We start from the raw sequence: 21,077 nt of genomic DNA on the forward strand, positions 1-21,077 counted from the left end.
TAAAAAAATGCAACATATCATAGATCGTTTTATCAGTTATGTAACAATTGACACTGAATCGGATCCAAATTCTCAAACAACTCCAAGCACGCAAAAACAATGGAATCTTGCCAATAAACTAGTTGACGAACTAAAAGCAATTGGCCTAGAAGATGTAACGATTGATGACAAAGCCTATATCATGGCAACGCTTCCTAGCAATGTTGATCATGAAGTGCCAACAATTGGTTTTGTTTCTCATTTTGATACTTCTCCAGATTTTAGCGGAGCAAATGTAAAACCTCAAATCGTTGAAAATTACGACGGAAAAGATATTGTTCTGAATGCCGAAAAAAATATTGTTTTATCTCCAGACTACTTCAAAGATTTATTGCAATATAAAGGTCAAACAATCATTACAACTGACGGAACAACTCTGTTGGGTGCTGACGATAAAGCTGGAATTACTGAAATCGTTTCGGCAATGGAGTATTTGATCCAACATCCCGAAATTAAACACGGAAAAATCAGAATTGGTTTTACTCCAGATGAAGAAATTGGTCGTGGTGCGCATCACTTTGATGTTGAAAAATTTGGAGCGCAATGGGCTTACACTATGGACGGAAGCCAGATTGGCGAATTGGAATACGAAAATTTCAACGCGGCTGGAGCTAAAATAACTTTCAAAGGAAAAAGCGTTCACCCGGGCTATGCAAAAGGAAAAATGATCAATTCTATGCTTTTGGCAAATGATTTCATCAACGAACTTCCAAAAGGAGAAACTCCTCAAGAAACTAGAGGTTATGAAGGTTTTTTCCATGTGCATCACATCAAAGGAAATATTGAAGAAACAGTTTTAGAGCTAATTATTCGCGATCATAACAGAAAGAAATTCGAAAAACGTAAAGAATTGATTCACAAATTAGCGAAACAATTCAATAAAAAATTCGCAAAGAAATTTGGCGAAGATATTGTAACTGCTGAAGTAAAAGATCAATATTACAACATGAAAGAAAAGGTTCTTCCTGTAAAATATATTGTAGACATTGCTGAAAAAGCAATGAGAGAATTGAATATTAAACCGATCATTAAACCAATTCGCGGCGGAACTGACGGTTCTCAATTATCATTTATGGGACTGCCTTGTCCGAACATTTTTGCGGGCGGACATAATTTTCATGGAAAATACGAATATGTTCCAGCAGAAAGCATTCAGAAAGCGACTGATGTTATTGTAAAAATAGCTGAATTAACCGCAATTCCTGGAATTTTTGACGCACCTGAAAAATCTAAGAAAAGAAAATAATGGAATCCAAATCCGAAAATAAAGGCATGTGGAAATATGGCGCACAATGGGAAGAAGAATTGATTCTGCTAAAAGCCATAATTGACAAAACAGAACTGACTGAAACCACAAAATGGGGCGGTCCAGTTTATGTTTACGAAAAGAAAAACGTAATTGGCCTTGGCGGATTTAAAGATTATTTTGCAATATGGTTTTTTAATGGCGTTTTCTTAAAAGACGAGAAAAAGAAATTGATAAATGCTCAAGAGGAAGTAACAAAATCTTTGCGCCAATGGCGATTTTATTCTAAAGAAGAGATTGACGAAAAAGTGATTTTAGAATATATCAAAGAAGCTATTGAAAACGAAAAACAAGAGAAAGTCATTAAACCCGCAAAAAAAGAAGCAATCGTTTCAGAACTTTTAAATGCAGAAATGGCTAAAAACCCAGATTTAAAGTTTGCTTTCGAAAAATTTTCTCCTTATAAACAATATGAATTTTTAGAATATATTGAAACAGCCAAACAGGAAAAAACAAAACTTTCAAGAATCGAAAAAGTGATTCCGATGATTTTGGTGAATGTGGGGCTGAATGATAAATACAGGTAGTTTTTTGAAATTCCAAATTTTCTAAATTCCAAATTCCAAGCTTTACAAAACCTTTGTCAAAGTTTTAAAACTTTGACGAAGGTTTTTTCTTTTTTGTCATTTCGACCGAAGGGCGAAATCACACTCGTGAATCTACAAAGATTGGCAACATAGATTATAAAATTTCTCGCGAAGATTTCTCATTCGAAATGACAAAACTGTGCGCATAAAAAAATCCCAAACTCCATTTTTGGAATTTGGGATTTATAATTTTATTGGAATTTTAAAAAAAGCTTAAGCTTTTTTATTCAAAGCAGCGCTCAATTCTAAAGAAATTGCAGAACGCTCTAATTTTAATTTTCCAGACATCGTTTCGATTACAACAGTAGTTTCTGCTAATTCAGCAATTTTACCGTGGAAACCACTTTTTGTAACTATTTTATCACCTACTTTAAGGTTGCTTTCAAATTCTTTTTCGTTTTTAGCTCTTTTTTGCTGTGGTCTAATCATGAAGAAATAGATTACCACGAACATTAAAAGGAATGGCGCAAATTGAGATAATTGTCCCATAATTTAAATTTATTTTTGATTTATATTTATTTTTTTTCTTGGAATTTCTTATTTAAAATTTGGAATTTTCCTGAATTACATCAATCCTCTACCAACTTTTACCATCTTTTTATTGGCAGTTAGTTCTTTAACTAGATTATCCAAAATTCCGTTGATAAAAATACTACTTTTTGGTGTAGAATACTCTTTCGCAATTTCTAAATATTCGTTAAGAGTTACTTTTACTGGAATTGAAGGGAATTTAATAAACTCGCAAATTGCCATTTTTAAGATAATTGTATCAATTTCGGCAATACGGTCACTGTCCCAGTTTGGCGTTTTATCTTCGTATTCTTTTGCAAAAGCACTTTCGTTTAAAACTGTTCTTCTGAATAGATCTTTTGCAAAATCTTTATCTTCAATATCCTTATACAATTTCGGCACTCTAAAATCGTCTGGATCTTCTGTTTTAATGGCTTTCAGTTGTTTAATGATGTGCGTGTTTACAACCGGAATATCATCAACCCAAGTCAATTTATCATCTTCTAAATACTCATATAATTTTTCATTCGGAACAATAACATTTTCAAATAAATCAATGATGAATTGTCTGTCCTCTTCAAACGTGTTAACGTTATTGCTCATGTATTTTTTGTAGATATCGCTTGCTTTAATGTCATTTAACAGCAAAATAATATAATCGTCGTTTAAAGACCAGTTATTGATTTTACGGTTTTCTAAAGCAATACTAAGAGAATTACTTTCTGCTAAAAGCTGGAAGATTTTGTTTTTGATGAACTTTTCGTTCGGATTACGTTCTGCTGGAGTAGCAAGGTGTTTTTTACTTGATAGATGCAAATAGATAGCTTCTTTTTTGCAAATTTCTATCAATGAAGAAAGCATTATAAGATATAAGTCCTGAATATTATCTATGCTATAAAAAAGGAATTTCTCTTCTTTTTCCATATTATCAGAACCGCTTTGGTGCATTGCATAAATGGATTGCATTACTTTAACGCGTATGTGTCTTCTATTTACCACCGTGTAAGAACATTTAAAAATTAGTCTGCAAAAGTATAACTTTTGATGCGTATTTTAAAATTAATTCGTAAAAAAGTCGCAGTTTTCAGTCGCAGTTTTCAGTGTTCTTTAAAATAGTAGTTGCTGGTATGCAGTTTTCAGTCGCAGTTTTCAGTCGCAGTTTTCGGTATTAAGCGAAAACAAAAAGTCTCAGTTTCCAGTAGATCTGAAAACTGAGACTGAGACTGTAAACTCAAAAATTACTTAGAAGCGTTCTCTTTTCTTCTTTGATCAATTCTGTTTTGAGCAATTGTAAGAGCAGCTTTATGAGTTGTGATATTATTTTTAGCAGCGAAATCTATAATTTCTAAAGTTGTATTATAGATGTTTTCTGTTTTGCTCATGATTTCAGCTTTACCGTAGTTTGCTAATTCAGCATAAACATTGATAATTCCACCAGCATTGATTAAGAAATCTGGAGCGTATAAAATTCCTCTTTCCTGTAATCTTGCTCCGTGAACATTTTCGTCAGCTAATTGGTTGTTTGCTGCACCAGCAATAACTTTAGCTTTAATTTTATCTACTGTACTATCATTGATTGTTGCTCCCATTGCACATGGCGCGTAGATATCAACATCTGCAGTATACAAATCTTCACCAGTATAAATGGCTGCATTGTATTTTGAAGCAACTTGGTATAATTTTTCTTCGTTGATATCAGAAATAGTTACCTGTGCTCCTTCTTTAGTTAAATACTCAACCAAAGTTTCTCCCACGTGTCCAATTCCTTGTACCAAAACTTTTTTACCGTCTAAAACATCAGTACCAAACTGACTTTTAGCAGCAGCTTTCATACCTAAATAAACACCGTAAGCAGTTACAGGAGAAGGGTTTCCAGAACCACCTCTTTCTTCAGAAATCCCCGTAACATAAGGGGTTACATCTCTTACAGTATCCATGTCTTTCGTTTCCATTCCGACATCTTCTGCAGTAATATATCTTCCGCTAAGTGAATGAACAAATTCACCAAACTTACGCATTAATTCAGGCGTTTTTTGAGTTTTAGCATCACCGATAATAACGGCTTTACCTCCACCAATATTTAGTCCAGTAATGGCAGATTTAAACGTCATACCTCTAGAAAGGCGTAAAACATCGTTTAAAGCTTCCCATTCTGTGTTATAATTCCACATTCTGGTTCCTCCCAAAGCTGGCCCCATAACCGAATTATGAATACCAATAATTGCTTTTAAACCTGTATCTTTGTCATTGCAAAATACAATTTGTTCGTGATCGTCAAAAGATAATTGACCAAAAACAGGATCCATTTTTTGAAGTTCCTTTCCAGTTGCGAAAGTTGCATCCATAGCGCTAGTATTAATTAGGTTAAAATTATGAATTCGTCAAAAAGACATCCCAAACATAATTAAAAAATACACATGCGCTAATTTTTTGTCTTTAAAATAACAATTTTACAATATAATTGTTTTGATTAAATCGCAAATTATTATAATTTTATTTAATAATAATTCTTAAATCTAAATCAATTCAATATCATATTTCTTAAAAAAATGAAAGAATTAAGCTATTTAAACAAATATTTCATCAAATATAAATACAGTTTCTCGCTAGGAATTTTAATCACCATAATCGCACAAATATTTTCTCTATTTACTCCAAAGCTTATTAGCAAGTCTTTAAACGCTATTGAAAATTTTGACAAGCTTTCTGCTGCAGAGCAAAAATCAGAAATAGTAATCGCAACTTTTCGTCAGGATCTCATTCATAATGTGCTACTTATCATTGGAACGACTATCGTTGCAGGTTTTTTGACCTTTTTAATGCGCCAGACTTTAATCGTAATGTCGCGCCATATTGAGTTTGACTTAAAAAATGAAGTTTTTAGACAATACGAGAATCTTTCACAAAATTTCTACAAACAAAATAGAACAGGAGATTTGATGAACCGCATCAGCGAAGACGTTTCAAAAGTCCGTATGTATGTTGGGCCAGCCGTAATGTATACTATAAATACAGCTATCCGTTTTGCCATCGTTATATTATATATGTACAATGTATCGCCGTTGCTTACCTTATATACTATATTGCCGTTGCCAATTCTTTCGTATTGTATTTTCAAGTTAAGCTCAGAAATCAACAAACGAAGCACCACGTTCCAGCAATATCTTTCTAAAGTTTCGAGTTTTACACAAGAAATATTTTCAGGTATTCGAGTTATTAAAGCCTATTCATTAGAAAATCAGCATCAAAATAATATGGTTGATCTTGCCGAAGAAAGCAAACGCAAAAGCTTAAGTCTTGCCAGAGTTCAATCTTTATTTGGTCCATTGATGATTGCGCTTATTGGAATCAGTAATTTGGTTGTAATTTATTTTGGAGGTGTCATGTACATCAACGGAAGCATTCCAAACATCGGAACCATCGCAGAGTTTATATTATATGTAAATATGCTGACTTGGCCGGTTGCTTCTTTAGGATGGGTTTCTTCTATGGTTCAAGAGGCAGAAGCTTCTCAGAAACGTTTGAATGAATTCTTGAAAATTGAACCAGAAATCAAAAACAACAATGAAAACACTTCAGAAATCCAAGGAAATATCTCTTTTGAAAATGTTTCTTTCACCTATCAGGATACTAATATCGAAGCTTTGAAAAACGTTTCTTTTACAGTAAAAAAAGGAGAAACATTAGCCATTTTAGGAAAAACGGGGTCTGGAAAATCGACTATCCTTTCTTTGATTTCAAGATTGTATGACGTAACCGAAGGAGAAGTTAAAATTGACGGAAATGAAATCAGCACTTTAAACCTGAATGATCTTCGTAATAATATCGGAATCGTGCCTCAAGATGCTTTTTTATTTTCGGATACGATTAAGAATAACATCAAATTCGGAAATCAAAACGCTACTGATGAAGAAGTAATCGAAGCGGCTAAAAATGCAGTTGTTCACGACAATATTATTGCCTTTAACAAACAGTATGACACCGTTTTAGGAGAAAGAGGAATCACACTTTCGGGAGGACAAAAACAGCGTGTCTCTATTGCAAGAGCGATTATTAAAAACCCTGCCATTTTACTTTTTGACGACTGTTTGTCTGCTGTGGATACGGAAACCGAAGAAATGATTTTGAATAATTTGTTCGAAATTTCTAAAGACAAAACAACTATAATTGTGAGTCATCGAGTATCATCGGCCAAGAATGCAGATAAAATTATTATACTCGAAGATGGTAAGATAATTCAACAAGGTTCTCATAATCAATTAATAAATCAAGAGGGATATTACGCATCGTTATATTTAAAACAACTTTCGGAAAAAGAATTACTTTAATTGTTGCGTAATAGATAATTTTTTATGATTTTTGAGTACTATTAATTCCAAAAATGATAGAACGTATTATGAGAGAAAATGACATGTTAGAAAAAGAAGAGATTTTTTCTAAAGTATTACGCGCAGGAAGAAGAACTTATTTCTTTGATGTGAGAGCTACCAAAGCCGATGATTATTATATCACGATTACAGAAAGCAAAAAATTTACTGAAGAAGATGGTTCTTTTCACTTCAAAAAACACAAAATCTATTTATACAAAGAAGATTTCAGTGCTTTCTCCGAAATATTAGAAGAAATGACTTCTTATGTTTTAAACCACAAAGGCGAAGAAGTAATTTCTGAAAGACACCAAAAAGATTTTAAAAAAGAATACAGCTCTGAAAAGACTGAAAGCCAAAGATCTAGTTTTACAGATATCGATTTTGATGATATTTAATCAAAAATCATCTACATAAAGTAGGAGTCCAATTTGTTCTGCATTTTGGACTTTTTTTATATATTTATTTGTGAGATGTGATTTGTAAAATGTGAGACGCACATTAACTTAATCTCACTTCTAACATTTCAAAATTACATTTTACTTTTAACCAACAAAAAATGAAAAAATTAATTATTCTCCTAAGCTTCTTCCTTTACGGAATTTCATTATCTGCCCAGAATATAGAATATGAAACGAAAAATAATATCCAATATTATAGTGCAGCTGTAAATAAGTCCGATAAATATATCAGCGAAAGATGTGTGTTGGATATTTATTACCCTAAAAACAAAACTGGATTTGCCACAATCGTATGGTTTCACGGCGGCGGATTGACTGGCGGAAACAAAGAAATCCCAGAAGCTTTAAAAAACAAAGGTTTTGCAATTATTGGAGTAAATTATAGATTGTCTCCAAAAGTAAAAGCCGAAAAAGCTATTGAAGATGCTGCCGCAGCTGTTGCTTGGGCTTTTAATACTATTTCGAATTATGGTGGCGATAAATCTCAGATTTTTGTTTCTGGACATTCTGCAGGAGGATATTTAGGAATGATGATTGGCTTAGATAAGAAATATCTTCAAAAAGAAAACATTGACGCCAATCAAATTGCTGGACTTATTCCGTTTAGCGGACAATGCATTACGCATTTCGAAATTAGAAGAGAAAACGGAATTCCTGAAAAACAACCAACAATTGACCAATTTGCTCCGTTGTATCATGTTCGTGCTGACGCTCCGCCAATGTTATTAATTACTGGAGATCGCGAACTGGAAATGCTTGGGCGTTATGAAGAAAACGCATACATGGCCAGAATGATGAAACTGGTTGGACATACGCAAACAAAATTATACGAATTGGATGGTTACGGCCACGGAATGACAGAACCTGGTTTTCCGCTTTTGGTTAATGAAGTAAACCGAATTTTAAAAGAACGTAAAAAATAATCACTAAATAAAAATTCCACGGCAATGGAGACACAACTATTAATTATACCAGGACTTGGAGATTCTGGAGAAAAACACTGGCAAACTTTTTGGCATAAAAAATTTGAAAACTCAATTCGCGTTGTACAAGACAATTGGGATGAACCAATTCTAGAAGAATGGCTTGACCGATTAAACGAAAATATTTCTAATCTTGATAAACCCACTATTTTAGTGGCACACAGCTTGGCTGTTTCATTGGTTTTGCATTGGGCAGAAAAATACCATAATCCGAATATTATCGGCGCTTTTTTAGTCGCTCCTGCTGATGTTGACTCACCTCAACACACACCAGAATCCATAAGAAATTTTTCACCAATACCTCTTTATAAATTACCATTTCCGTCTGTAGTCGTTGCAAGCGAAAATGATCCTTATGCTTCTTTTGAAAGAAAAAAACTCTTCGCTGAAAAATGGGGAAGCGATTTTGTAAATATTGGCCAGCAAGGCCATATCAACTCTGATTCTGATTTGAAATATTGGGAAGAAGGACAATTGATTCTTAAACAGTTTATTGAAAAAATTGGTTAAGTGTTCAGTCGCAGTCTCAGTAAACAGTCCTAAACTGAACACTGCGACTGCGACTGAAAACTAAAAAAAACTATCCAATTCTTAATCCATTTGGTATTCTAAAATCCGGAGCTAATAAAATCACATCTCCCTCCTCGCCAACAGCGCCAAGCACCAAACATTCGCTCATAAATTTTCCTATTTGCTTTCTTGGGAAATTTACAACTGCAACAATCTGGCGATTTAACAAATCTTCTTTTTGATATCGTTTTGTGATTTGTGCCGATGATTTTCTAATTCCGATTTCTGAACCAAAATCAATTGTCAGTTGATAGGCTGGTTTTCTTGCTTCGGGAAAATCGTTTACTTCTATAATAGTTCCTACGCGCATATCGCTGCGCTCAAATTCGTTCCAGGTTAAATCCATTTTTAAATTGTATTATTTACAAACCTATAAATTTTGTAATTAATGCACCTAATTCTATAACCTGTTTCTTTTCCTTACATCTAACTTTACGTGAAGAAAAACGAAAATACTCACGTAAAAAGATATAACATGGAACATACTGAACCAAATGCATGCATGTCAATTAAAGATTTTGAATCTAATCTAAAACAGGTTCACACCGATAAATATATAGAAACCGCTCAAAACGTAAGGCTTTATGTGAAAGATTATGGTCAAGGGAAACCTGTAATCCTAATTCATGGCTGGCCTCTCTCTAACGAAATGTGGGAATATCAGATTGATCATTTGGTCCAAAACAATTATCGTGTAATTGCCTATGACCGACGAGGATTTGGAAAATCTTCTCAGCCTTGGGATGGTTACGATTATGATACTTTGGCAGATGATCTGAAAGAAATTATCGAACAATTGGAACTAGAAAACGTAACTCTTGTAGGTTTTTCTATGGGTGGCGGTGAAGTGGTTCGTTACTTTAGCCGTCATGGCGGAAAAAGCGTTGTTAAAGCAGCTTTAATTTCGTCCATTATTCCATTTCTTTTAAAAACTCATGATAATCCAGACGGGCACCCAAAAGAAAAAAGTGAAAATACAGCAGCGGCAATCAAAGAGGACAGAATCGCATTTGTAGATAATTTTGGAAAAACGTTTTTTGGCGTGAACATTATCAACAAACCAGTTAGCACTCCATTATTAGAATATTATAGAAACTTATGTGCTGTAGCTTCTCCGAGAGCCACTTTAAAATGTGCCGAATCATTTTCGTATACTGACTTTAGAGAAGAACTTTTTTTTATTAAAGTGCCAACTCTTATCATTCATGGAGACGATGATAAAATTGTGCCTATTGATCTTACTTCAAGAAAAGCAGCAAAATCCATTGCAAACAACACTTATATCGAATATGCGGGAGCTCCACATGGTTTATTTTATACTGACAGAGAAAAGCTAAACGAAGATTTATTGGAATTCCTAAATTCATAAAAAAATAAAAAAAGTATCCAAAGAAGCAAGCTTTATAGGCTAACTGCTTTCTTTGGGTATTTTTTATTCTTGTGCTCTTTTATTTATAGTTTTTTAAAGCTATTTTTGGAAATCAAATTTCAGATAAAATGGCACGAACTGAATCAACAATGCTTCCTTTAGGGACAGTTGCACCTGATTTCTATTTAAAAGATACCAACTCGAACAATACTTTCTCTTTTGAAGATTTAAAAGGTTCAAAAGGTACTTTGGTTATGTTCATCTGCAACCATTGCCCGTTTGTGCATCATGTAATTAACGAAATTGTCATGATTGCAAATGATTATCGCGTTCAAGGAATTGGAGTAATCGCTATTTCTAGCAATGATGTAGTAAAGTATCCTCAAGACGCTCCAGAATTAATGACAGACTTTGCAATGGAAAATAAAATTGATTTTCCTTATCTATACGATGAAACCCAAGAAACCGCAAAAGCGTATCAAGCTGCTTGCACTCCAGATTTCTATTTATTTGACAATCAAGACAGATTATTTTATCGCGGGCAATTAGATGATTCGAGACCAGGCAATGGAATTCCCCTTAGCGGAAGTGATTTAAGAGGAGCAATTGATGCCTTAATTTATAATCGAAGTTTAAAAGAACCACAAAAACCAAGTTTGGGTTGTGGCATTAAATGGAAGTAAAACCTCACTAAATTCAAAAAGATTACGTATATTTGCGGTTCAATTTAACAATCCTTGTGGGAAATATAATATCACATACAGCCTCTATAAAGCCGTTTTGCATAGCAAAACCGCTTCCTGCTGTAATTATTTCGCATAATAAGGCCTTTATTAATTAGGCCTCCGTCTACTTCACTTTTTTCTTCTTTTGACGGAGGATTTACATCAGCTTAAACATTTCCTTATTTGACAAAAATCATTTTTTGATCAGATATTTTTTTATTTTTCCAGATTAAGCATTTTTGATTCTTTGCCATTTTCAGGACTTAGAAATTTTTTGTTTGTAAATATTCGAAAGAAGAATAAACCATTTAAATTTTATAACAATAAATTCAATATAGATATGAAACCAACACCCACATTCTGTAAATCAGATTATCAATTTTTAAGAGAATTGATTTTAAAAAGTAAAAATTCAACAAATACTAAAGAAGCCAATCAGCTTTCGCAAGAATTAGACCGCGCTGTAATTAGCAAAGAAAGCGAACTAGACTCAGTTATAAGAATTAATTCTATTGTAACAATTGAAGATGTAAAAGCCAAAAAACAAATGAAAATTCAAATCGTTTTACCTTCTGCAGCAGACGTAAAACAATCTAAAATTTCAATTCTAGCACCTTTAAGTGTTGCTATTATTGGTTTTAAAGAAAATGATGAAGTAGATTGGGAATTGCCTGCCGGAATTAAAACTTTAAAGGTAATTGCTGTAGACAATTCAGCTGTACATCATTCTTAAGTTTCAAAACACCTCATTCTGTGACGGTGTTTTTTTTATATCTATCTGAAAATAAAAAAACTGTTCAATTGAACAGTTTTTTTATGCTTTTCTCAAATCCAGATTACAATTGCGAATCAACATAATTCGTAATTGATGCCACTTGAGCTTCATCTAATTTTGCTTTTTTACCCATTCTTACCAAAATCGGCGTCCATTCTTCTTTTGTGAATTTTTTAGGTTCGTACAATTTGTGGCATTTTGCACAACTATTATCATACAAATTTTTGCCTGCTTCTAATTCAGGCGTTAAAGCAACCGTTTTTGGAGCTTCAGCAGGAGTTTTTGCAACTGCAGCTTTTTTTTGAGTTCCGCAAGAAACCACAAATACCGCAAGTCCTGCTAGGATTAAAAAGTTTTTCATTGTCTTAATTTTATATAGTAAATATAAAAAAATCCCATATGGCATAACATATGGGATTATTATTTAAAACAATGCTAAATTGCTTGTAAACTCTTATTTTACGTCCATTAATTCAACGTCGAAAATTAAAACTGCATTTGGCGGGATAACCCCTCCAGCACCAGATGGACCGTAAGCTAAATCAGAAGGAATTACAAAACGAGCTTTGTCACCCACTTGCAATAAAGCAATACCTTCGTCCCATCCTTCAATAACTTGTCCAATTCCTAATTTGAATTCGATTGGTTTTTTACGTGGGTAAGAAGAATCAAATACTTTTCCGTTTTCTAAAGATCCTTCGTAGTGAACAGAAACTGTTTTTCCAGCTTCAGCCTTTTTACCTTCACCTTTTTGAATCATTTTATAACGTAAACCGCTTTCTGTTTTATCAAAACCAGCAGCCAATTGTTCCATTTTTGCTTCAGATTCTGCTTTTAAAGCTGCCTCACGTTTCATACGAGCACCTTTTAAACCAATGAAAGCTTCAATTGCATTCCATTTTTGAGCTTCTTCACCTACTCTGATAATTTCAACAGACTCTAAATTGTCACCTTGAGCAACAGCATCAACAACGTCTTGTCCTTCAACAACATGTCCGAAAACACTATGTTTGTTATCTAACCAAGGAGTCGGAACGTGAGTAATGAAAAATTGAGAACCATTGCTACCAGGGCCAGAATTTGCCATAGATAAAACTCCTGGACGATCGTGTTTTAAACTTGGGTGAAATTCGTCATCAAATTTGTAACCTGGATCTCCCGTTCCAGTTCCTTTTGGGCAACCTCCTTGAATCATGAAATCTGCAATTACTCTGTGGAAAGTTAATCCGTCATAGAATTTTTGTCCTTGAGGTTTCACTTTATTTTCCATATTTCCTTCTGCAAGAGCAACAAAGTTACCTACAGTTCCTGGTGTCAAATCATGAGTCAATTTTACTAAAATTGAACCTTTGCTAGTATTGAATTTAGCGTATATTCCGTTTTCCATGTTGTTATTTTTAATTTGAACGCAAATTTACAAATTAATTTTTTAATCAATTTGCGCTTTTTTTGATTTATAAGTAAGTCCGTAAATCGTCAATGATAATAAAGATAAAGCCATACATCCGATTGTTACAGCTGGCCATCCGCCAAATTTCCATAATAATAAGCCGTATGCAGATCCTGCCGCTGTTCCTAAAAATGTCAGTGACATAAATACGGTATTCAATCTATTTCTTGCTTCTGGCAATAGCGAATATACTCGTGTTTGGTTTGAAATATGAACACCTTGAATTCCGATATCAATAAACACAATTCCGATTGCAATTCCGATTACGCTTTCAATAGCAAAATAAAAAGTTATAAAACTGATTAAAACCAATAAACAGCCATAACCTACTGCAATTCTTGAGTTTCCTTTATCACCTAGTTTTCCAACCAAAGGCGCAGCCAAAGCTCCAGAAGCTCCAACAATTCCGAACAATCCGATTGTAGCACTATTGAAATGAAACGGCTCTCCCGAAAGCAACAAAACCATTGTAGTCCAGAAAGCTCCAAACTGAGCAAAACTGAAAACGTTGATTGCAGTTGCTTCACGCAAAACAGGCTGTGTTTTTATAAGCGTAAACAGCGACTGAATCAATTGCCCGTAAGTTCCTTTAAACTGAGGTTTATTAATTGGAAATTTACTTTGAATGACAAAAAAGATCAAAAGACAAATTCCGGCTGCGATATAAAACATCGATCTCCAACCCAAAACCTGACCAATAAATCCACTTAATGTTCGTGAAAGCAAAATGCCGACTAAAAGTCCACTCATGATCGTTCCAACAACTTTTCCTCTTTGTTCAGGCGCGCTCAAAGAAGCGGCCAAAGGCAATATAAGCTGCGGTACAATCGAAGTGATTCCGATTAACAGTGAAGCAATCTGCAAAACAAGAAAACTTTTGGCTGTTGCTGCAATTAATAAGGCAATTACAGTCGCAAAAGTGGTCATTAAAATTTGCTTTTTACGTTCTATTTTATCGCCAAGAGGCACCATAAAAAACAGTCCGATTGCATAACCTGCTTGCGTTAGATAGGTTATTGTTCCGGCGCTGGCTTCAGGAATTTTAAATTCGTTGGCAATTAAAACAATCAAAGGCTGGCAGTAATAAAGATTTGCAACTATAAGACCAGTGCAAACTGCCATAAACAGTACATTAGTTTTAGATAAATTCATGTTGCAAAAATACCATCTATATTTAACCTAAACCTATAATTTAAGTTTTTTTTAAATTAAATCCGCGTAAATCCGCGTCTTCGCGATAGCGAATCCGTTTAATCCGTGTCTGTTTTTAGAACGCGGATAATGCAGATTCGCTATCGCGAAAACGCAGATTTTAACTGATTTTTTATTTTTTTAATATTGTAAAAAGTCTTCTCTTGCAGGACTAAAAACATCTGTCAACATACCTGTTTCCAAGCATACAACTCCATGAACAGCGTGAGGCGGAATATAAAAACTATCTCCTTCTTTTAAGGTCTGTGTTACACCGCTAATCGTTACATCAAATTTTCCGCTTGCGATATAAGTAACTTGAGAATGATAATGGTCGTGCAAAGTGCCGATTCCGTCTTTTTCAAAATGTACATTTACCAACATCACTCTTTCGTCAAAAGCCAAAATCTTGCGTTTGATTCCTTCACCGACTACTTCCCATTCGATTTCGTCTCCTTTTATAAATTCTCTGCTATTACTCATTTCTATTTATTTTTAATTTTTTCAAAATCTTTTTTCATCAATTCAGCTCCCGTAGCCAAATTATTTCTCTTAAAATACTTTTCCAGCTCTATTAATCTTTTCTTATTATCGTATTTTATACTCGAATTTAATTTTCTTTGGCAATTAGAACACAATCTCAATGTATGTTCATCTGTCTCTGATAAGCTATTTGTTCCGTTCATTACACAATTCGCGTCAATACAATGATGTAAGCCAAACATATGTCCAATTTCATGGGAACAAATTTTCAATAATCTTTCTAAACACAAATTAAAATCTTTATTCTGTAATCTTTTGTCATACAACCTGTAAATTGAACTTACTGCAATTCTATCTCTGTATGACGCCAAGCCAAAAACAAAACTCCATTCTGGTTTTGGATACAAATCCACTTCTGTCAAAGCCATTAATCCAATCCCATTTTGAGGCTTTTCTTTCTTTAAAACACTATCCAAAATAAATCCTGCCAGAAATTGTTCATTTTGATCTGGACCAATTCTTCTAGCATGTTTCGGAATAACATCATTTGAAACATTATCAAGCGTTTTTGTCTTCAATTGAAAAAATATTCTCAAATATTCTTCAACTAATTTTATTTGCTTGCTTTGCAACGAATCAAATTTTCCTATTGGCTGGAGATAAATAATATTATTTTCTGTTGTTGGAATTATATGTTTTGAATTAAGAAACTGCTCAAAATTCTGCCCGCTTTCTTTATAAGAATACAACCAATCACCTGGTTTTGGAGGAAAAAGTTTTATATCATTTTCCGCAATAGCCTCAAAGTAATCACTTTTCTTAGAGTTGCAAGACAAAACAATCACAAATACCAGCAAAAGAAATTTCTTCATAAAGACGAATTAGATTAAATTTTTCGAAATAAAATCACAACTCGTTTTTATCGAATCAAAAGAATTGGAAACAAAATTATTTTCCTGTTCTACAAAAAAATGAACCATTCCTGATTGTTTTGCTGCTGCGAAGAAAGGTCTAAAATCAATTGTTCCAGCACCAATTTCAGTATTTAAATCATTGTTATTTCTGTCTTTATCTTTCACATGCCACATTTTGAAACGGCCTGGATTTTCTTTAAATAGTTTCAAAGGATCATTGCCAGAATGAACTACCCAGTATAAATCTAGCTCGAAATACACCAAATCTTTATCGGTTTCCTTTAATAGAATTTCGTAACCTGTAACGCCATCATACTTCTTAAACTCAAAATCATGATTGTGATAAGCCAGTTTTAAACCTGCTTTTTTGCACATTTTTGCAGCTTCATTTACGCGAGCAGCGATCTTTTTATAATCTTCTATACTTCTTCTAAAAGGCTCATCTATCCATGGAACAGTCAGAAATTCATTTTTAAGAACTTTTGCTGCCTCAATTGCTGAGATTAATTCTGCAGTATTTCCGTCGTACAAAAAACTTCCCAAATTATAATGTCCACTAACCGCTTTTAATCCATTATCATCTAAAATCTTTTTTAATTCTTTAGGCGTTAATCCCCAAAATTGATCTTTAATTGAAAAACCGTATGTCTCAACAGTCGTATAACCTGCTTTGGCAACTTTTTCTAAAGTTCCTTTTACATCTTTAGGAAGTTCATCACGAAGCGTATACAGCTGTAAACCTATTTCTTTTTTATTCATAGTAAGTGCAAATGATGGTGAAGCCAAAACTGCAGTTGCAGCAAGACCTGTGGTTACGATAAAGTTTCTTCTGCTAATCATTTTAATGATTTAAATTTCAGAAAGTAAATATATTATAAAAATTGATTTTTAAAGTTTTCTGCGAAATTTTGAAGCTACTGGAGTTATTTTCTGATGCCGCCAGATATGGCGAGTATTTTTATTTTGGATGAAGTCATTAAATAAGCAATTCGTATTTTCAAAATTAATTTTAAAAATACGAATTGTTTCATGATAATCGGAAAAATTATTTAGATGTCAGTTGGTACAAACCGGCCTGTTTTTGAGAATCAATTGCTTGCGGCGGATAATTCTGTTTTTCTTGTCGTGTCGATGTGACTTTCCCATCTTTATTTATATACACATAATTGTAGCGCCAGTAATTTGATCCTGCCAATGACGTACCATCATCAGTAAAAACCTGATCTGCATAAACTAGAATTTCTCCATTTTGATTATTATCTAAAGTCCTTATAGGATTTCCTAAAGTTTTAAGCACTTTCGATTTGGCTTCTCCTACAGCTACTGTAGCAGAATTAGTGCTTGCACAGGAAAAAAATAGCGCAAGTACTACAGGCAGTAATATTGTTTTTTTCATAATAAGGGATTGAATTTATGTTTTGGATTTTGGCTATTAAACCTTGATAATTAGGATTGTAATAATACTTAAAGTTAATGCAATAAATTTTACACAATTTATTAAGTATGTTATATAATTATTATCAAACCACTCAATAGCATTATTTGTATCTTTGCCAGCAAGAAATTATCGAATAGAAATGCGAATTGACATTATTACTCTTTTACCTGAATTATTAAGAAGTCCGTTTGAGGCTTCTATTATGAAACGCGCCATTGACAAAGGTTTGGTCGAAGTGCATTTTCACAATCTTCGTGACTATAGCACCAACAAACAGAAAAGTGTGGATGATTATCCTTTTGGTGGAGGTGCTGGAATGGTAATGACAATTCAGCCGATAGATGATTGCATCACACATTTGAAAAGCCAGCGCGAATATGATGAAGTAATTTATATGTCTCCTGACGGTGAAACTTTAAATCAAAAAATGGCTAACAAAATGTCGATGTATGAAAACATTATTATTTTATGCGGACATTATAAAGGTGTTGACCAAAGAGTTAGAGATCACTTCATTACAAAAGAAATTTCTATTGGGGATTACGTTTTATCTGGAGGAGAATTGGGTGCCATAGTTTTATCCGATGCTCTAATCAGATTAATTCCTGGCGTTTTAAGTGACGAGACCTCAGCATTGACTGATAGTTTTCAAGACAATTTATTATCAGGTCCAATTTATACAAGACCTGCAGACTATAAAGGATGGAAAGTTCCAGAAGTACTAACCAGCGGACATGCAGCCAAAATAGATAAATGGCGTGAAGACATGGCCTACGAACATACTAAAAATAGACGTCCAGATTTATTGGAAGGACATTAAAATTTAGTTTCAAGTTTAAAGCTGCTTTTGTTTTAAGTTAAAACTCTAGAGAGCAACAACTTGAAACCTTAAACTTGAAACAAAACAAACTAAAAATAATTTACAATTTATATTCATAATTTATAATTATTTTTTACATTTGCACCCGAATTTGACCAACCTCTGGCGAGATCCGTGAATGTTGCTCTAATATAAAACCATAATTTAAATTATCATGGCAGATTTATTAAAATTCGTTCAAGACGAATTCGTTGCTAAAAAAGATTTCCCAGATTTCGGAGCTGGAGACACAATCACTGTTTTCTACGAAATTAAAGAGGGTGAAAAAACAAGAACTCAGTTTTTTAAAGGAGTTGTTATTCAAAGAAGAGGTTCTGGTGTTACAGAAACTTTTACTATCCGTAAAATGTCTGGATCTGTTGGTGTTGAGCGTATCTTCCCAGTAAATTTACCAGCTTTACAAAAAATCGAAGTGAACAAGAAAGGTGCTGTACGTAGAGCTAGAATTTTCTACTTCAGACAACTTACTGGTAAAAAAGCTAAGATTAAAGACAAAAGAAGATAATCATTTATCAAAATGTTATAAAAAACTCGTTTCATACTCTTTGAAACGAGTTTTTTTTATGTTCCATTTTCAACACTAACAAAACTGTAATTTTTTAATACCAAAATCATCGATTTAGCAATTTAACGAGCTCGAAATAACAATCTGTTAATTTCGTCTTTTCTCGGGAAAACTCAACCGTTTTCGTTGTGATTTTATTATATTTGCTCCGCTCATTTTGAGCCGAATATATCTTTTACATCGTTAACTCCTGACGATACGATTATAAAAAAAAAAGAAAATGACAAAATCAAAAATTTTTTACACCTTAACTGATGAGGCGCCTTTATTGGCAACTTACTCTCTTTTACCAATTGTTCAAGCTTTTACAGCAACAGCTGGAATTGAAATCGAAACCAGAGATATTTCGCTGGCAGGAAGAATTTTATCAAACTTCTCAGATTCTTTGACAGATGCTCAAAAAACTGGAGATGCATTGGCAGAACTTGGCCAATTAGCAACTCAGCCAGAAGCTAACATTATTAAATTACCAAATATCTCAGCATCTGTACCGCAATTAAAAGCGGCAATTGCTGAATTACAATCGCACGGATACAACGTACCAAATTTCCCAGAAGATCCGCAAAACGATGCTGAAAAGGAAATTAAAGCAAAATATGCAAAAGTATTAGGCTCTGCTGTAAACCCAGTTTTACGTGAAGGAAACTCTGACCGTAGAGCTCCAAGAGCAGTTAAAAACTTTGCAAAAGCAAATCCACACTCAATGGGTGCTTGGTCTGCTGACTCAAAAACTAAGGTAGCTTCTATGTCAGGCGGTGACTTCTACGGAAGTGAAAAATCATTGACTGTAAACGAAGCTAATGATGTAAAAATCGAATTTGTTGCTAAAGACGGAACCACAACTGTTCTTAAAGCAAGTACTCCATTAAAAGCCGGAGAAATCATTGACAGCTCTGTTTTAAGTGTAAACAAATTAAAAGCTTTTGCTGCTGATGTAATTGCTGAAGCTAAAGCTGCAGGAGTTTTACTTTCTGTACACTTAAAGGCTACCATGATGAAAGTTTCTGATCCAATTATCTTTGGCGCTATCGTTGAAGTATATTTTGCAGATGTTTTCAAAAAATACGCTTCTTTATTTGCTGAATTAAACGTTGACACAAGAAACGGTTTAGGTGATATCTATGCTAAAATTGCCGGAAGACCTGAACAAGCAGAAGTTGAAGCCGCTATCGATCAAGCAATCGCAAACGGACCAGCTTTGGCAATGGTTAATTCTGAAAAAGGAATTACAAACTTACACGTTCCTTCAGATGTAATCGTTGATGCTTCTATGCCAGCAATGATCCGTACTTCTGGACAAATGTGGAACAAAGAAGGAAAACAGCAAGATACATTTGCAGTTATTCCAGACAGATCTTATGCTGGTGTTTATACTGCAACGATCGATTTCTGTAAAAAACATGGTGCTTTCGATCCAAAAACAATGGGAAGTGTTCCTAACGTTGGATTAATGGCTCAAAAAGCGGAAGAATACGGTTCTCATGACAAAACTTTCCAAATTAAAGGTGATGGTGTTGTGCGTGTGGTTGACCAAAACGGAAATGTTTTAATGGAACAAAACGTTGAAGCAAACGATATTTTCAGAATGTGTCAAGCAAAAGATGCTCCTATTCAGGACTGGGTTAAATTGGCTGTAAACAGAGCACGTTTATCTAGCACTCCTGCTGTTTTCTGGTTAGACGAAAACAGAGCGCACGATAGAGAATTGATCGTAAAAGTTCAAAAATACCTTAAAGACTACGATACTACAAACTTAGATATCCGTATTTTAAACCCAGTTGCTGCTACTGAATTTACTTTAGATAGAATCATCAAAGGTTTAGATACAATTTCTGTAACTGGAAACGTTTTACGTGACTACTTAACAGATTTATTCCCAATCTTAGAATTAGGAACTTCTGCAAAAATGCTTTCTATTGTTCCATTAATGAATGGTGGTGGATTGTTCGAAACTGGTGCTGGAGGTTCTGCTCCTAAACACGTTGAGCAATTTACAGAAGAAGGATACCTACGTTGGGATTCATTAGGAGAGTTCTTAGCTCTTGGTGCTTCTTTAGAGCATTTAGGGCAAACTTTAGACAATTCTAAAGCAATTGTTTTATCTGAGACTTTAGACCAAGCTAATGATAAATTCTTAGCAAACGATAAATCTCCAGCACGTAAAGTGGGTCAGATTGACAATAGAGGTTCTCACTTCTATTTAGCATTCTACTGGGCTCAGGCTTTGGCTGCTCAAACTAAAGATGCTGAATTGAAAGCCATCTTTACTCCAATTGCTGCTGAATTTGAAGCTAACGAAGCTAAAATCGATGCTGAATTAATCGGTGCACAAGGTAAACCTCAAAACATTGGAGGTTACTACCAGCCAACTCCAGAATTGGTAAGCAAAGCAATGCGTCCTAGCGAAACTTTCAACGCTATTGTTGCTAAAATCAAATAATTCAGAATACATTTTGTATTTCTA

The 21,077-nt window shown here is 33.9% G+C and carries 23 protein-coding genes; 12 read left to right on the forward strand and 11 right to left on the reverse strand.

Features of this window, described 5'->3' with window-relative positions; genetic code table 11:
• Positions 1-7 precede the first annotated feature (7 nt).
• Positions 8-1,285: a peptidase T gene (pepT, locus tag GR162_RS19010; protein WP_160783406.1), complete on the forward strand. Its 1,278-nt coding sequence runs from the start codon at positions 8-10 to the stop codon at positions 1,283-1,285.
• On the forward strand, positions 1,285-1,872 hold the full coding sequence (locus GR162_RS19015) for a YdeI family protein (protein ID WP_160783407.1): 588 nt from the start codon (positions 1,285-1,287) through the stop codon (positions 1,870-1,872). Before pepT ends, GR162_RS19015 begins: the two co-directional genes overlap by 1 nt.
• Before the next feature lie 273 nt (positions 1,873-2,145).
• On the opposite strand, the gene yajC is transcribed toward GR162_RS19015, so the two are convergent.
• The 3 genes from yajC to GR162_RS19030 form a co-directional block, all read right to left on the reverse strand.
• The gene (gene yajC / locus GR162_RS19020) at positions 2,146-2,421 is read right to left on the reverse strand and encodes a preprotein translocase subunit YajC (RefSeq protein WP_008462186.1); all 276 of its coding nucleotides are present in this window, start codon (positions 2,419-2,421) and stop codon (positions 2,146-2,148) included.
• Between the two features lie 75 nt (positions 2,422-2,496).
• Positions 2,497-3,408, reverse strand: coding sequence for a transcription antitermination factor NusB (nusB, locus tag GR162_RS19025; protein WP_160783408.1), 912 nt, complete (start codon positions 3,406-3,408; stop codon positions 2,497-2,499).
• 272 nt (positions 3,409-3,680) lie between these two features.
• Positions 3,681-4,787 (reverse strand): Glu/Leu/Phe/Val dehydrogenase, encoded by a 1,107-nt coding sequence (locus tag GR162_RS19030; protein ID WP_008462182.1) that lies wholly within the window; start codon positions 4,785-4,787, stop codon positions 3,681-3,683.
• Between the two features lie 204 nt (positions 4,788-4,991).
• Between GR162_RS19030 and GR162_RS19035 the strand changes: the two genes are divergently transcribed.
• From GR162_RS19035 to GR162_RS19050, 4 genes are all read left to right on the forward strand, one after another.
• Entirely contained in the window at positions 4,992-6,770 is a 1,779-nt protein-coding gene (locus GR162_RS19035) for an ABC transporter ATP-binding protein (protein WP_160783409.1), read from the forward strand.
• A gap of 68 nt (positions 6,771-6,838) precedes the next feature.
• Entirely contained in the window at positions 6,839-7,207 is a 369-nt protein-coding gene (locus GR162_RS19040) for a PUR family DNA/RNA-binding protein (protein ID WP_008462177.1), read from the forward strand.
• Positions 7,208-7,368: 161 nt separating this feature from the next.
• The gene (locus GR162_RS19045) at positions 7,369-8,193 is read left to right on the forward strand and encodes an alpha/beta hydrolase (RefSeq protein WP_160783410.1); all 825 of its coding nucleotides are present in this window, start codon (positions 7,369-7,371) and stop codon (positions 8,191-8,193) included.
• Between the two features lie 24 nt (positions 8,194-8,217).
• On the forward strand, positions 8,218-8,763 hold the full coding sequence (locus GR162_RS19050; RefSeq protein ID WP_160783411.1) for an alpha/beta hydrolase: 546 nt from the start codon (positions 8,218-8,220) through the stop codon (positions 8,761-8,763).
• Positions 8,764-8,833: 70 nt separating this feature from the next.
• On the opposite strand, the gene GR162_RS19055 is transcribed toward GR162_RS19050, so the two are convergent.
• Positions 8,834-9,169, reverse strand: coding sequence for a tRNA-binding protein (locus tag GR162_RS19055; protein WP_160783412.1), 336 nt, complete (start codon positions 9,167-9,169; stop codon positions 8,834-8,836).
• A 129-nt stretch (positions 9,170-9,298) separates the two neighbouring features.
• Between GR162_RS19055 and GR162_RS19060 the strand changes: the two genes are divergently transcribed.
• From GR162_RS19060 to GR162_RS19070, 3 genes are all read left to right on the forward strand, one after another.
• Entirely contained in the window at positions 9,299-10,192 is an 894-nt protein-coding gene (locus GR162_RS19060) for an alpha/beta fold hydrolase (protein WP_160783413.1), read from the forward strand.
• A gap of 128 nt (positions 10,193-10,320) precedes the next feature.
• Positions 10,321-10,875: a thioredoxin family protein gene (locus tag GR162_RS19065; RefSeq protein ID WP_160783414.1), complete on the forward strand. Its 555-nt coding sequence runs from the start codon at positions 10,321-10,323 to the stop codon at positions 10,873-10,875.
• A gap of 382 nt (positions 10,876-11,257) precedes the next feature.
• Positions 11,258-11,650: a GreA/GreB family elongation factor gene (locus tag GR162_RS19070; protein WP_008462169.1), complete on the forward strand. Its 393-nt coding sequence runs from the start codon at positions 11,258-11,260 to the stop codon at positions 11,648-11,650.
• A gap of 103 nt (positions 11,651-11,753) precedes the next feature.
• Here GR162_RS19070 and GR162_RS19075 read toward each other — a convergent pair whose 3' ends face one another.
• From GR162_RS19075 to GR162_RS19105, 7 genes are all read right to left on the reverse strand, one after another.
• Complete coding sequence (locus GR162_RS19075) at positions 11,754-12,053, reverse strand: cytochrome c (protein ID WP_160783415.1); 300 nt, start codon at positions 12,051-12,053, stop codon at positions 11,754-11,756.
• Between the two features lie 93 nt (positions 12,054-12,146).
• A complete protein-coding gene (locus GR162_RS19080) occupies positions 12,147-13,079 on the reverse strand; it encodes a peptidylprolyl isomerase (RefSeq protein ID WP_008462165.1) in 933 nt (310 codons plus the stop codon).
• 42 nt (positions 13,080-13,121) lie between these two features.
• Entirely contained in the window at positions 13,122-14,264 is a 1,143-nt protein-coding gene (locus GR162_RS19085) for an MFS transporter (RefSeq protein WP_237421398.1), read from the reverse strand.
• Between the two features lie 210 nt (positions 14,265-14,474).
• Positions 14,475-14,816 (reverse strand): cupin domain-containing protein, encoded by a 342-nt coding sequence (locus GR162_RS19090; RefSeq protein WP_160783417.1) that lies wholly within the window; start codon positions 14,814-14,816, stop codon positions 14,475-14,477.
• Positions 14,817-14,818: 2 nt separating this feature from the next.
• Positions 14,819-15,688: an archaemetzincin gene (locus GR162_RS19095; RefSeq protein ID WP_160783418.1), complete on the reverse strand. Its 870-nt coding sequence runs from the start codon at positions 15,686-15,688 to the stop codon at positions 14,819-14,821.
• A 9-nt stretch (positions 15,689-15,697) separates the two neighbouring features.
• Complete coding sequence (locus GR162_RS19100) at positions 15,698-16,570, reverse strand: sugar phosphate isomerase/epimerase (RefSeq protein WP_160783419.1); 873 nt, start codon at positions 16,568-16,570, stop codon at positions 15,698-15,700.
• Positions 16,571-16,775: 205 nt separating this feature from the next.
• A complete protein-coding gene (locus tag GR162_RS19105; protein ID WP_008462159.1) occupies positions 16,776-17,126 on the reverse strand; it encodes a hypothetical protein in 351 nt (116 codons plus the stop codon).
• A gap of 181 nt (positions 17,127-17,307) precedes the next feature.
• Here GR162_RS19105 and trmD point away from each other — a divergent pair, with 181 nt between their 5' ends.
• The 3 genes from trmD (at position 17,308) to GR162_RS19120 (ending at position 21,053) form a co-directional block, all read left to right on the forward strand.
• Positions 17,308-17,988, forward strand: a complete 681-nt coding sequence (gene trmD / locus GR162_RS19110; RefSeq protein WP_008462158.1) for a tRNA (guanosine(37)-N1)-methyltransferase TrmD — start codon at positions 17,308-17,310, stop codon at positions 17,986-17,988.
• Positions 17,989-18,202: 214 nt separating this feature from the next.
• Positions 18,203-18,553 carry a 50S ribosomal protein L19 gene (rplS, locus tag GR162_RS19115; RefSeq protein ID WP_008462155.1) on the forward strand — a complete coding sequence of 117 codons (351 nt, stop codon included), beginning with the start codon at positions 18,203-18,205 and terminating at the stop codon, positions 18,551-18,553.
• Positions 18,554-18,833: 280 nt separating this feature from the next.
• Positions 18,834-21,053, forward strand: a complete 2,220-nt coding sequence (locus GR162_RS19120) for an NADP-dependent isocitrate dehydrogenase (protein ID WP_160783420.1) — start codon at positions 18,834-18,836, stop codon at positions 21,051-21,053.
• Positions 21,054-21,077: the final 24 nt, after the last annotated feature.

The sequence above is a fragment of the Flavobacterium sp. HBTb2-11-1 genome (assembly GCF_009826975.1).
Taxonomy (GTDB): domain Bacteria; phylum Bacteroidota; class Bacteroidia; order Flavobacteriales; family Flavobacteriaceae; genus Flavobacterium.

Coding starts and splice junctions, on each gene's coding strand:
- GR162_RS19035 (WP_160783409.1), top strand. CDS start 4,992: ATGAAAGAATTAAGCTATTTAAACAAATATTTCATCAAATATAAATAC.
- GR162_RS19075 (WP_160783415.1), bottom strand. CDS start 12,053: ATGAAAAACTTTTTAATCCTAGCAGGACTTGCGGTATTTGTGGTTTCT.
- nusB (WP_160783408.1), bottom strand. CDS start 3,408: ATGCAATCCATTTATGCAATGCACCAAAGCGGTTCTGATAATATGGAA.
- GR162_RS19050 (WP_160783411.1), top strand. CDS start 8,218: ATGGAGACACAACTATTAATTATACCAGGACTTGGAGATTCTGGAGAA.
- GR162_RS19080 (WP_008462165.1), bottom strand. CDS start 13,079: ATGGAAAACGGAATATACGCTAAATTCAATACTAGCAAAGGTTCAATT.
- GR162_RS19060 (WP_160783413.1), top strand. CDS start 9,299: ATGGAACATACTGAACCAAATGCATGCATGTCAATTAAAGATTTTGAA.
- trmD (WP_008462158.1), top strand. CDS start 17,308: ATGCGAATTGACATTATTACTCTTTTACCTGAATTATTAAGAAGTCCG.
- GR162_RS19085 (WP_237421398.1), bottom strand. CDS start 14,264: ATGGCAGTTTGCACTGGTCTTATAGTTGCAAATCTTTATTACTGCCAG.
- GR162_RS19100 (WP_160783419.1), bottom strand. CDS start 16,570: ATGATTAGCAGAAGAAACTTTATCGTAACCACAGGTCTTGCTGCAACT.
- GR162_RS19040 (WP_008462177.1), top strand. CDS start 6,839: ATGAGAGAAAATGACATGTTAGAAAAAGAAGAGATTTTTTCTAAAGTA.
- GR162_RS19015 (WP_160783407.1), top strand. CDS start 1,285: ATGGAATCCAAATCCGAAAATAAAGGCATGTGGAAATATGGCGCACAA.
- GR162_RS19045 (WP_160783410.1), top strand. CDS start 7,369: ATGAAAAAATTAATTATTCTCCTAAGCTTCTTCCTTTACGGAATTTCA.
- GR162_RS19070 (WP_008462169.1), top strand. CDS start 11,258: ATGAAACCAACACCCACATTCTGTAAATCAGATTATCAATTTTTAAGA.
- GR162_RS19030 (WP_008462182.1), bottom strand. CDS start 4,787: ATGGATGCAACTTTCGCAACTGGAAAGGAACTTCAAAAAATGGATCCT.
- yajC (WP_008462186.1), bottom strand. CDS start 2,421: ATGGGACAATTATCTCAATTTGCGCCATTCCTTTTAATGTTCGTGGTA.
- GR162_RS19095 (WP_160783418.1), bottom strand. CDS start 15,688: ATGAAGAAATTTCTTTTGCTGGTATTTGTGATTGTTTTGTCTTGCAAC.
- GR162_RS19055 (WP_160783412.1), bottom strand. CDS start 9,169: ATGGATTTAACCTGGAACGAATTTGAGCGCAGCGATATGCGCGTAGGA.
- pepT (WP_160783406.1), top strand. CDS start 8: ATGCAACATATCATAGATCGTTTTATCAGTTATGTAACAATTGACACT.
- rplS (WP_008462155.1), top strand. CDS start 18,203: ATGGCAGATTTATTAAAATTCGTTCAAGACGAATTCGTTGCTAAAAAA.
- GR162_RS19120 (WP_160783420.1), top strand. CDS start 18,834: ATGACAAAATCAAAAATTTTTTACACCTTAACTGATGAGGCGCCTTTA.
- GR162_RS19105 (WP_008462159.1), bottom strand. CDS start 17,126: ATGAAAAAAACAATATTACTGCCTGTAGTACTTGCGCTATTTTTTTCC.
- GR162_RS19090 (WP_160783417.1), bottom strand. CDS start 14,816: ATGAGTAATAGCAGAGAATTTATAAAAGGAGACGAAATCGAATGGGAA.
- GR162_RS19065 (WP_160783414.1), top strand. CDS start 10,321: ATGGCACGAACTGAATCAACAATGCTTCCTTTAGGGACAGTTGCACCT.